Annotated in this window: 9 protein-coding genes; 8 read left to right on the top strand and 1 reads right to left on the bottom strand. The window is 61.4% G+C overall.

The window, feature by feature from the left end:
• Window positions 1-89: 89 nt before the first annotated feature.
• The 8 genes from HF257_RS06095 to HF257_RS06130 all read left to right on the top strand — a co-directional run bounded on the left by HF257_RS06095 (window position 90) and on the right by HF257_RS06130 (window position 8,137).
• On the top strand, window positions 90-854 hold the full coding sequence (locus HF257_RS06095) for a hypothetical protein (protein WP_185704570.1): 765 nt from the start codon (window positions 90-92) through the stop codon (window positions 852-854).
• A 187-nt stretch (window positions 855-1,041) separates the two neighbouring features.
• Window positions 1,042-2,283 (top strand): SfnB family sulfur acquisition oxidoreductase, encoded by a 1,242-nt coding sequence (locus HF257_RS06100; RefSeq protein ID WP_185704568.1) that lies wholly within the window; start codon window positions 1,042-1,044, stop codon window positions 2,281-2,283.
• Between the two features lie 26 nt (window positions 2,284-2,309).
• On the top strand, window positions 2,310-3,503 hold the full coding sequence (locus HF257_RS06105; protein ID WP_185704566.1) for an SfnB family sulfur acquisition oxidoreductase: 1,194 nt from the start codon (window positions 2,310-2,312) through the stop codon (window positions 3,501-3,503).
• Window positions 3,504-4,856: an LLM class flavin-dependent oxidoreductase gene (locus HF257_RS06110; RefSeq protein ID WP_185704564.1), complete on the top strand. Its 1,353-nt coding sequence runs from the start codon at window positions 3,504-3,506 to the stop codon at window positions 4,854-4,856.
• A 53-nt stretch (window positions 4,857-4,909) separates the two neighbouring features.
• Window positions 4,910-5,725, top strand: coding sequence for a MetQ/NlpA family ABC transporter substrate-binding protein (locus tag HF257_RS06115; RefSeq protein WP_185704562.1), 816 nt, complete (start codon window positions 4,910-4,912; stop codon window positions 5,723-5,725).
• Window positions 5,722-6,837 carry a methionine ABC transporter ATP-binding protein gene (locus tag HF257_RS06120; RefSeq protein WP_185704559.1) on the top strand — a complete coding sequence of 372 codons (1,116 nt, stop codon included), beginning with the start codon at window positions 5,722-5,724 and terminating at the stop codon, window positions 6,835-6,837. The genes HF257_RS06115 and HF257_RS06120 overlap by 4 nt, the downstream gene beginning before the upstream one ends.
• Window positions 6,827-7,471: a methionine ABC transporter permease gene (locus HF257_RS06125; protein ID WP_071482532.1), complete on the top strand. Its 645-nt coding sequence runs from the start codon at window positions 6,827-6,829 to the stop codon at window positions 7,469-7,471. The genes HF257_RS06120 and HF257_RS06125 overlap by 11 nt, the downstream gene beginning before the upstream one ends.
• 39 nt (window positions 7,472-7,510) lie before the next feature.
• On the top strand, window positions 7,511-8,137 hold the full coding sequence (locus tag HF257_RS06130) for a class I SAM-dependent methyltransferase (RefSeq protein WP_185704557.1): 627 nt from the start codon (window positions 7,511-7,513) through the stop codon (window positions 8,135-8,137).
• A 116-nt stretch (window positions 8,138-8,253) separates the two neighbouring features.
• Here HF257_RS06130 and HF257_RS06135 read toward each other — a convergent pair whose 3' ends face one another.
• Complete coding sequence (locus HF257_RS06135) at window positions 8,254-10,434, bottom strand: glycoside hydrolase (RefSeq protein ID WP_185704555.1); 2,181 nt, start codon at window positions 10,432-10,434, stop codon at window positions 8,254-8,256.
• Window positions 10,435-10,555 lie beyond the last annotated feature (121 nt).

Below are 10,555 nucleotides of genomic sequence, written 5' to 3' on the forward strand. Positions count from 1 at the left end.
CTATTCACTGAATCGTTCTTTTCGGCCCCTTCGCGCACCCGCGCCAAAAGCCGGAACGATTGCTGCTGGCTGCATCAAGGAGATTACTTATGACGCACACCCCGCTCACCGCCCCGACGCTGCCCCAAGCCTTGCGCAACGGCATCAATGCCCTCGCCGCCGCCCAACTGCAGGTCGACATCGCGCCCTATCCCGGCATGGGTGAGGGCGACTTGATCGAGCTGTTCTGGAACAACTGCTTTGCCGCCTCACGGCGGGTGACCGCGTGCAAGGTCGGTATGCCTACCCATCTGCGGGTGCCAGAGAGTTTCGTGCTGGATGGCGCAGCGCAGGTGCATTACCAGGTCATGCAGGTCGGCCGCTGTCCTGCCCGTTCGGCAGTGACCCGGGTGCGCGTGAAGACCCAGTATCCGGGTGGCCAGCCCTTGCCGTTGTACAGCGATGAAAACCAGAGCCTCGCACCTGTGGGCCTGCCCGACAGCATTCGCCGTTACGGCGTCAACGCCAGCCAGGTCGGGCGCGGTATTCCGCTGACCATCGAGCCCTATCTGAACATGAGCACCGGTGACGCCATCACCCTGCGCTGGGGCGATGCGCGCCTGGATTTGCCGAAGGTCCAGGCCAAGAACGTCGGCTTGGCCGTACAGGTGTGGGTGCCTGGGGCGCTCATCATCGAAGCCGGTGATGACAGTCGGCTGGACGTCACCTACTGCATTCTGGATCGCGTGGGCAACAACTCACGCTGGGCGCCAGCGCGCACGTTGCGCATCGCCGCCACAGCGTCATCCCGCAGGGCTGGGGCGATGTTGATCTACCAGCCTCGCACGCTCGGCTCACCGTGTGAGCCGGGGTAACAGACCTTCTATGCTTATTCCAAAACGCACGTTTATTTAAATATTTAACGCGCTTAAGGTATATGCACCGGACCACCGGACATCTCTGATTTTTCTGTTTTTATTTCATTGAATGCGAGGTCGGTATGGTCAGAATTACCCCGGTGCATAACGCCAGGGCATTACGTGCAGCCAAGGAGCGGCGCTGATGTCTAACTTGGCTCAAACACCCCCCCAGAGCGATCTGGATGTAGCCCCGCTGTTGTTGCCTGCCACCGTGCTGCGCAACGACGCCGAGGCCCTGAACGCAGCTCATGCGCTGGCCCAGGCGGCGCGCTTGCAAGCCGCCAAACGCGATCAGCAACGCAAGCTGCCATGGGCACAGATCGAGCAGTTCACCCGCAGTGGGCTGGGCAGTATTTCCATTCCCCGCGAATACGGCGGCCCCCAGGTGTCCTTCGTGACCCTGGCCGAGGTGTTCGCGATCATCAGCGCGGCAGACCCGGCCCTCGGCCAGATCCCGCAGAACCATTTCGGCATCCTGCACCTGTTGCAGGGTGCCGCCACCGAGCGCCAGAAAAAGCAGCTGTTCCAGAGCGTCCTCGACGGCTGGCGCATCGGCAATGGCGGCCCGGAGCGTGGCACCAAGAACACCCTGGAACTCAAGGCGCGTATCACTGCCCAGGGTGACGGTTATGTGATCAGCGGCCAGAAGTTCTACTCCACCGGCGCGCTGTTTGCCCACTGGGTCGCGGTCAAGGCGCTGAACGATGACGGCAAACAGGTCATGGCCTTTGTACGCCGTGGCACCGAAGGGCTGCGCATCGTGGATGACTGGTCCGGCTTTGGCCAACGCACCACCGCCAGTGGCACAGTGCTGCTGGACCAAGTGCCGGTGGACGCAGAACTGGTCGTTGAAAACTGGCGCATCGGCGAAACGCCGAATATCCAAGGCGCCGTTTCGCAACTGATCCAGGCCGCCATCGACGCCGGCATTGCACGGGGTGCGCTGGATGACACCATCGCCTTCGTCCGCGAGCGCTCGCGCCCCTGGGTCGACGCCAAGGTCGAACGCGCCAGCGATGACCTGTATGTGATCGCCGACATCGGCAAGTTGAAGATTGAATTGCACGCCGCCGAAGCGCTGCTGCGCAAGGCCGGCCAGGTGCTCGACCAGGTCAGCGCCGCGCCGGTCACCGCGCAATCCGCAGCCCGTGCCTCGATTGCCGTGGCCGAAGCAAAAGTGCTGACCACCGAAGTATCGCTGCTGGTCAGCGAAAAACTCTTCGAACTGGCCGGAAGCCGCGCCACCCTCGCTGAATTCAACCTCGACCGTCACTGGCGCAACGCCCGGGTGCACACCCTGCACGACCCGGTGCGCTGGAAGTATCACGCCATCGGCGCCTTCCGACTCAATGGCACCCTTCCGGCCCGCCATTCCTGGATTTAACCGACCAGACCTCTGGAGAAATACGCATGACCCTTTCTCATCACGTCGCGGTCATAACCAGCGATGAACAAGCCCTTATTGTCGCCAGCGACCTGGCCGAAGACTTCCGTCGCGACAGTGCCCAGCGCGACCGCGAACGCCGCCTGCCCCTGCCCGAACTGGACGTGTTTTCACGCTCCGGCCTGTGGGGCATCAGCGTGCCGAAGGAATACGGCGGCGCAGGCGTGTCCAACGTCACGCTGGCCAAAGTCATTGCGCTGATCGCCCAGGCGGACGCCTCGTTGGGCCAGATCCCGCAAAACCATTTCTACGCACTCGAAGTGCTACGTGTGAACGGCACGCCAGCGCAGCAAAAACGCCTGTACGCCGAGGTGTTGGCCGGCCAGCGTTTCGGCAATGCGCTGGCCGAACTGGGAACCAAGACGGCCCATGACCGCGTCACCTCCATCACTCGCGACGGCGATGGTTTTCGCATCAGCGGCCGCAAGTTCTACTCCACCGGTGCGATCTATGCCCAGCGCATCCCAACGTCCGTAGTGGATGAACAGGGCGTGCAGCAACTCGCGTTCGTGCCGCGTAACAGCGAAGGCTTGACGGTGATCGACGACTGGAGCGGCTTCGGCCAGCGCACCACCGGCAGCGGTTCGGTGGTGTTCGACAACGTGTGGGTCGCCGCCCACGATGTGATTCCATTCCAGAGCGCCTTTGAGCGTCCGACCACTGTCGGCCCTCTGGCGCAGATCCTTCACGCCGCCATCGACACCGGCATCGCCCGCGCCGCCTTCGAAGATGCGCTGCACTTTGTGCGCACCAAGACCCGCCCGTGGATCGATTCCGGCAACGACAAAGCCACAGAAGACCCGCTGACCCTGAAAAGCTTCGGCCACCTGAGCATCCGCCTGCACGCCGCCGAAGCGCTGCTGGAACGCTCAGGTGAATTTCTCGACCGCGCCCAGGCCGACAGCAATGCCGAGACCGTCGCTGCCGCCTCGATTGCCGTCGCCGAAGTGCGTGCCCTGAGCACCGAGATTTCACTGGCCGCTGGCAGCACCTTGTTTGAACTCGCCGGCAGCCAGGCAACCCTGGCCGAACACGGCCTGGACCGCCACTGGCGCAACGCCCGTGTGCACACCCTGCACGACCCGGTGCGCTGGAAGTACCACGCGGTGGGCAATTACTACCTCAACGATGAAAACCCGCCACTGCGGGGGACCATCTAAATGGCCAAGAAAAAAATCCTGCTCAATGCCTTCAACATGAACTGCATCGGGCATATCAACCACGGGATGTGGACGCATCCACGGGACACATCGACCCAGTACAAGACCCTTGAATACTGGACTGAATTGGCGCAAACCCTGGAGCGCGGCTTGTTCGATGGCTTGTTCATCGCCGACATCGTCGGCGTGTACGACGTCTACCAAAACTCCATCGACGTGCCGCTTAAAGAGTCGATCCAGCTGCCGGTCAATGACCCGTTGTTGCTGGTCTCGGCGATGGCTGCCGTGACCAAGAACCTGGGCTTCGGCCTCACCGCCAACCTCACCTACGAACCGCCGTATCTGTTCGCTCGGCGCATGTCCACCCTCGACCATCTGAGCCGTGGCCGGGTGGGCTGGAACATCGTCACCGGCTACCTCGACAGCGCCGCCAAGGCCATGGGCCTGACCGAACAAGTCGAACACGACCGCCGCTACGACCAGGCCGACGAATACCTGGAAGTGCTCTACAAACTCTGGGAAGGCAGTTGGGAAGACGACGCGGTGGTCAACGATCCACAGGCGCGGGTCTACGCCCAGCCGGGCAAGGTGCACAAGGTCGAGCACCACGGCGAGTTCTACCAGGTGGAGGGTTATCACCTGTGCGAACCCTCACCGCAGCGTACGCCGGTGCTGTTCCAGGCCGGCAGCTCGGATCGCGGCTTGCTGTTCGCCGGGCGCCATGCCGAGTGCGTATTCATCAGCGGGCAGAACAAGGCGTCGACCAAGATCCAGGTGGACAAAGTGCGCGCCAGCGCGGTCGAGGCCGGGCGCAACCCGGATGACATCAAGGTGTTCATGGGGCTCAACGTGATCGTGGGCGCCACCGAAGAATTGGCCTGGGCCAAGCACGCCGAGTACCTGAGCTACGCCAGCGCGGAAGCCGGCGTGGCGCACTTCTCGGCGTCCACGGCGATCGACTTTGCCCAATACGAACTGGACGAACCGATCCAGTACGTGAAGAGCAACGCGATCCAGTCGGCCACCAAGAACTTGCAGAACAACGACTGGACTCGGCGCAAATTGCTGGAGCAGCACGCCTTGGGCGGTCGCTATATCACCCTGGTCGGTTCGCCTGAACAGGTGGCGGATGAACTGGAATCGTGGATCAGCGAGACCGGGCTGGATGGCTTCAACCTGACGCGGATTGTGACGCCGGAAAGCTATGTGGATTTCATTGACCTGGTGGTGCCGGAGCTTCAAAAGCGCGGGTCGTACAAGACCGCGTATGAGACCGGCACGTTGCGCGAAAAAGTCTTCCACAACACCGCGCGCCTGCCCGAGCAACACACCGGTTCCAACTACCGACACTAATCAAAAATGGATCTTCATTGTTTTCACCAATACCTTATGACTGGAAATTGATAATGAAAAAGACACTGCTCTCCCACCCAGTCAAAGCACTGGCCCTGGCTTTTGGACTGTTCAGCTCGGCTGTATTCGCCAGCGACGCGCCGTTGAAAGTCGGCACCACTGCCGCTTTCGCCATCCCGTTGGAAGCCGCCGTGGCCGAAGCCGGCAAGCAAGGCCTGAAAGTCGAACTGGTGGAATTCACCGACTGGATCGCTCCGAACGTCAGCCTCGCCGCCGGCGATATCGACGTGAACTACTTCCAGCACATCCCGTTCCTGGAAAACGCCAAGGCCGCTGCCGGGTTTGACCTGGTGCCGTATGCACCGGGCATCATCAACAACGTCGGCCTGTACTCGAAGAAGTACAAAAGCATCAATGACCTGCCCCAGGGTGCCAGCGTGGCCATCGCCAACGACCCGATCAACAGCGGTCGCGGCCTGCAACTGCTGGCCAAGGCTGGCTTGATCACCCTCAAGCCGGGCGTGGGCTACAAGGCCACCGAAGAAGACATCGTCAGCAACCCGAAGAAGATCAAGATCTTGCAGGTCGAGGCCGTGCAACTGGTACGCGCCTATGACGATGCCGACCTGGTGCAGGGCTACCCGGCGTATATCCGCCTGTCCAAGACCTTCGCTGCCGAGTCGGCGCTGCTGTTCGACGGCCTCGACCACCCGGAATACGTGATTCAGTTTGTCACCCAACCCAAAGGCACTACCGACCCACGGGTGATCAAGTTCGTCGACATTTACCAGCACTCGCCGGTGGTGCGCGCCGCATTGGATAAATCCCTCGGCAAGCTCTACCAAGTCGGCTGGGAAGCTAAAAAATGACCGCCGCCCACTCTCAACTGCGCGACCTGGGCACACCGCCCAGGGACGCCGAGCAGACAGAACTGCACCCTGACCTGAACCGCGCCCACGTGCGCTTCATCAACCTGGGCAAGAGCTACGACGGCAAAGTACAGGCCTTGCAAGGCATCGACTTGGCGATTCAACGCGGTGAGGTGTTCGGCATCATCGGCCGCAGCGGCGCCGGTAAGTCCTCGCTGATCCGCACCATCAACCGCCTGGAGCAACCCAGCAGCGGGCGGGTGCTGATCGATCAGGTGGACATCGGCGACTTCGACGAAGACCACCTTGTAGCGCTGCGTCGGCGCATCGGCATGATCTTCCAGCACTTCAACCTGATGTCGGCCAAGACCGTGTGGCAGAACGTCGAGTTGCCGCTGAAAGTGGCCGGCGTGCCCAAGCTGCAACGCGAGCGGAAGGTGCGTGAACTGCTGGAGCTGGTGGGTTTGCAAGACAAGCACAAGTCCTACCCGGCGCAGTTGTCCGGCGGGCAGAAACAGCGCGTGGGCATCGCCCGCTCGCTGGTGCATGACCCGCAGATTCTGCTGTGCGACGAGGCCACTTCGGCCCTCGACCCGGAGACCACCCAGTCGATCCTCGGCCTGCTGCGCGAGATCAACCAACGCCTGGGCTTGACCATCGTGTTGATCACCCACGAGATGGCGGTGATCCGCGAGATCTGCGACCGCGTGGTGGTGCTGGAGCACGGCCGTATCGTCGAGCAAGGCCCGGTGTGGCAAGTGTTTGGCAACCCGCAGCATGAAGTCAGCAAGACCTTGCTGGCACCGCTGCAACACGGCTTGCCGGAAGAACTGCAAAGCCGTTTGCAGGCTACACCGGCATCAGCCGATGCCGCCGTGGTGCTGCGTTTGCAGTTCACCGGCAGCGATACCGACGAACCGGACCTGGCCGCCCTGTTCAGCGCCCTCGGTGGCCGCGTGCGCTTGCTGCAAGGCGGCGTGGAACGCATCCAGGGGCATGCCTTGGGGCAATTACTGTTGGCGGTGAGTGGCTCGACCCACAGCGCTGAGGAACTGCGCAACCGCGCCGGCAATTGGGCACAACAGGCAGAGGTGCTGGGCTATGTGGTTTGATCGTTTATTGCAGGGCGCCATCGACACCCTGTTGATGGTCGGCGTGTCGTCGCTGATCGCGTTGCTGGTGGGCATTCCGCTGGCGGTATTTTTGGTCACCAGCGACAAGGGCGGCATCTACCAGGCCCCAGCACTGAATCGTGTGCTGGGAGCGTTCGTCAATCTGTTCCGCTCGATTCCGTTTTTGATCTTGATGGTGGCGTTGATTCCGTTCACCCGGCTGATTGTTGGCACCACCTATGGCGTGTGGGCCGCCGTCGTACCGCTGACCATCGCCGCCACGCCGTTCTTTGCGCGAATCGCCGAAGTGAGCTTGCGCGAAGTTGACCATGGTTTGATCGAAGCGGCGCAAGCCATGGGCTGCCGCCGCTGGCACATCATCTGGCATGTGCTGCTGCCGGAGGCGCTGCCAGGAATCGTCGGTGGGTTCACGATTACGTTAGTGACCATGATCAACTCGTCGGCCATGGCCGGGGCAATTGGTGCGGGCGGCCTGGGCGACATTGCCTATCGCTATGGCTACCAGCGGTTTGACACGCAGATCATGCTCACCGTGATTGTACTGCTGGTGATTCTGGTGGCGGTGATCCAGTTGGGCGGCGACCGCTTGGCGCGAGTACTCAACAAGAGGTGAGGTATAGTCGGGCCATTCCAGCGCCCGGTATTACCCACCATGACCCTCAAGCCCGACGACCTCGACCAGATCACCTCCACCACCCTCGGCCACTACAACAAGGTGGCCGAGGACTTCCGCGAAGGCACCCGCGACCACGATGTGAGCCAGAACATCGATGCGTTGTTGCGGCATATACAAGGCTCAGCGCCATTTACCGTGCTGGATTTCGGCTGTGGGCCGGGGCGGGATTTGCAGACCTTTACCCGCATGGGGCATATCGCCGTGGGCCTGGATGGCTCAGAGCGGTTTGCGCAGATGGCACGCGAGGACAGTGGGTGTGAGGTGCTGCAACAAGACTTCCTGAAACTGGATCTGCCGGCTGAACGCTTCGACGGGATCTTCGCCAACGCCGTGCTGTTTCATATCCCCAAGCAGGAGCTGCCGCGTGTACTCAAGCAATTGCAGGGGGCGTTGAAGCCTGGGGGCGTGTTGTTCAGCTCCAACCCTCGGGGTGAGAACCAGGAAGGTTGGAATGGACCGCGGTACGGGTCTTATCACGATCTGACGGCGTGGCAGGCACTGCTGGCCGAGGCGGGTTTTGTGGAGTTGGAGCATTACTATCGGCCGGCGGGGTTGCCCCGCGACCAGCAACCCTGGTTGGCCAGCGTCTGGCGCAAACTTTAGGTTGCCTGGTCTGACGCTTTCGCGAGCAAGCCCGCTCCCACATTTGACCGAGTTCCAAGTTTGGAATGCGATCAAATGTGGGAGCGGGCTTGCTCGCGAAGGTCTCGAAGGCGCGGCTAATCGACCTGATACACCACCGGTTCCTGACCGACCACCTGTGCAGTCACACTCCGACCGGCGTAACCAACCTTCGCGGATGCAGAAAAATTCGCCACCAACCGCGTCCCATCGGCAAACGTGGTTTCCTGCACCTGCCTATCCGCCGTCAACCACCGAAACCCGGTCATCGCCTGCATCGCCAAGCGCTGGTGCAACGGTCGGAAAAACCGGTCCTGACGCTCAATCACCGGCAATCGCTGCTTAACCGTCGCCGCACTCAAGTGATACAGCGGGGGCACGTTGTAGAGCAGTTGGGTCAGTTCATTCTCAGCCTGCACATTGCTCAGTTTCAGGCTGTCGAACAGCCAATGATGGGTGGTGATCACCGAACCGTGAAACACGGCTTGGTATAACGGCAGACGCATGCTCGGCTCGAAATGCACGGTGCGCAACGGTTCGTTGAGCGGCACCGGCTTAAAGAACACCGTCGGCTGCTCGGGCGGGTACCAGTTGCCCACGTAGTAGGGCGATTGCTTGTCCTGGGTCATGGCAGGATCACCCCAGCCAATCACCGGCGTCTGCATGCCATGGGCGAACAGAATGCCTTGGGCGGTGATGGCATTGCCGTCTTCAGAGCCGGCGGGCAGTTTGAGCGTGGTATTGAGCCAACGGGACGCATCGATATTGCCTTCGGCGTTTTGCGCCTGGGTCATTGAGGCGCCATGACGATAGCTGTCGAACACCATGCTGGTGGCGTAGGCATCCAGGAACCAGGCGTTGAAGCCAGCCTTGGCTTGGACTGCCTTCACCCTGGCTTCGAGCAACGGCCGCACACAGCGCGGGTCGGTGTAGTGACCCGATTGCTGGAAGCCGGTTTTCAGCTTGCCGGTGCTCAACACAATCGCGCAGTCACGATAGGCCTTGCTGCCCAGGTGGGCCGTGGTCCAGTCGGGGTTTTCCGTGGTGGACAAGGCCGTTTCGTAAGAATCGTAAGGCGCCATCAGGAACCCTGCAGCGACACCCGCGCGGATCGCCTCCGGGTGCCAGAGCCCACCCTCCCAGCCCTCGCCCAGGGTCACCAGCAAGCGTGAAAGGTCAGCGTTGACCAACGATTGAATCGTGGTGCTGCCCCAGGTATCAGGGGTATCACTCAACGCGCCGGCAAACGCGACCGCCAGCTGATCGCGTAGCTCACCATAACGCGCAGCGAGGCGCGACATATCAGGCTCGTCTACCTGCCAACTCTGCCGTGCTTTTTTGCTGATCGCGCCATTGAGCCCACGCAGCAGCACCGTTTGCTCATAGCGATTCAACGCAGTGTTTTGCACCAGGACTTTCGTGGCTTCCTTGTCCAGCAAGCCTTTGAGTTCGTGATTGCGCAGCCGCTTGAGCAGCAGCGGCCAGTCGCGCACGTCCTGCGCGGCCAATAGATCATTACCCCACACATAAACATGGCTCGCGCCCAGCAGCTTTCGCGCTTCGGGTGTCTGGCGCAGTTTGTCCGCCAGGGGTTCATAGCGCCCCTGCTCCACCAACCACTGGCGATAACGCTTGGCGCCGGCCAAGGGATCGGCATCGCCCAGGTGCAACAACAGCGTCATGGGCGCAGCAGGGTCGAGCACCGTAAACTCATGAGCCACTGACAGGGCCTGGCCGTCCTGCCAGTGCAGGCGGTTGTTGTAGGGGTTAGTCAGCAGCCAATTCAAGGTGAAGCTACCGTGGTCCATACCCCACAGCGGCAGGCTCAGGTCCTGAGTGGTGTTGAGGTTGCCTTGCGCTTGCAGAAATGCCGTCCATGTTGCATTGCCCGCCGGCACGTAATGGCCTTCAGCTAACGGCCAGATCAAACCCTTGCCCATGGCACTGGCCGGTTGTTGAAGGATCGCCAGTTCGCCAGGCTCCCGCGCGCGGATGGTTAGCGTTAAGTCACGTTGTTCAAGGGCGGCGTTCACACGAAAGGCGCCTTCATCCCATTGCCAATCCGCTTGCAAGGCACTTTGCGAAAGCTGACTGACAACGCGGGCCACTACGCCGCTGGAGGCTTGCACCGGCGATTGGCCGCTGGGCGTGACGCGAATGGCGAGGGTGGCGGGGTCGAGTTCGACGCGCCACAGGGCGTTTTCCAGGACGGTAGCGGCAAAGGCCAGCGGTGAGATGAGGAACGTGCAGACCAGTAAAATAGGACGTTGCCAGTTCATGGTGTTCGACCGGGTGGGGTGGAGGTCGGGAGGGTAGAACACTGCGCGGCCTCAAACGACAGTGGTAAAGATTCCAGGAGGTTTCCCACAAACCATGTGGCATGTGGAGATCCCAATGTGG

The sequence above is a fragment of the Pseudomonas cremoris genome, from assembly GCF_014230465.1.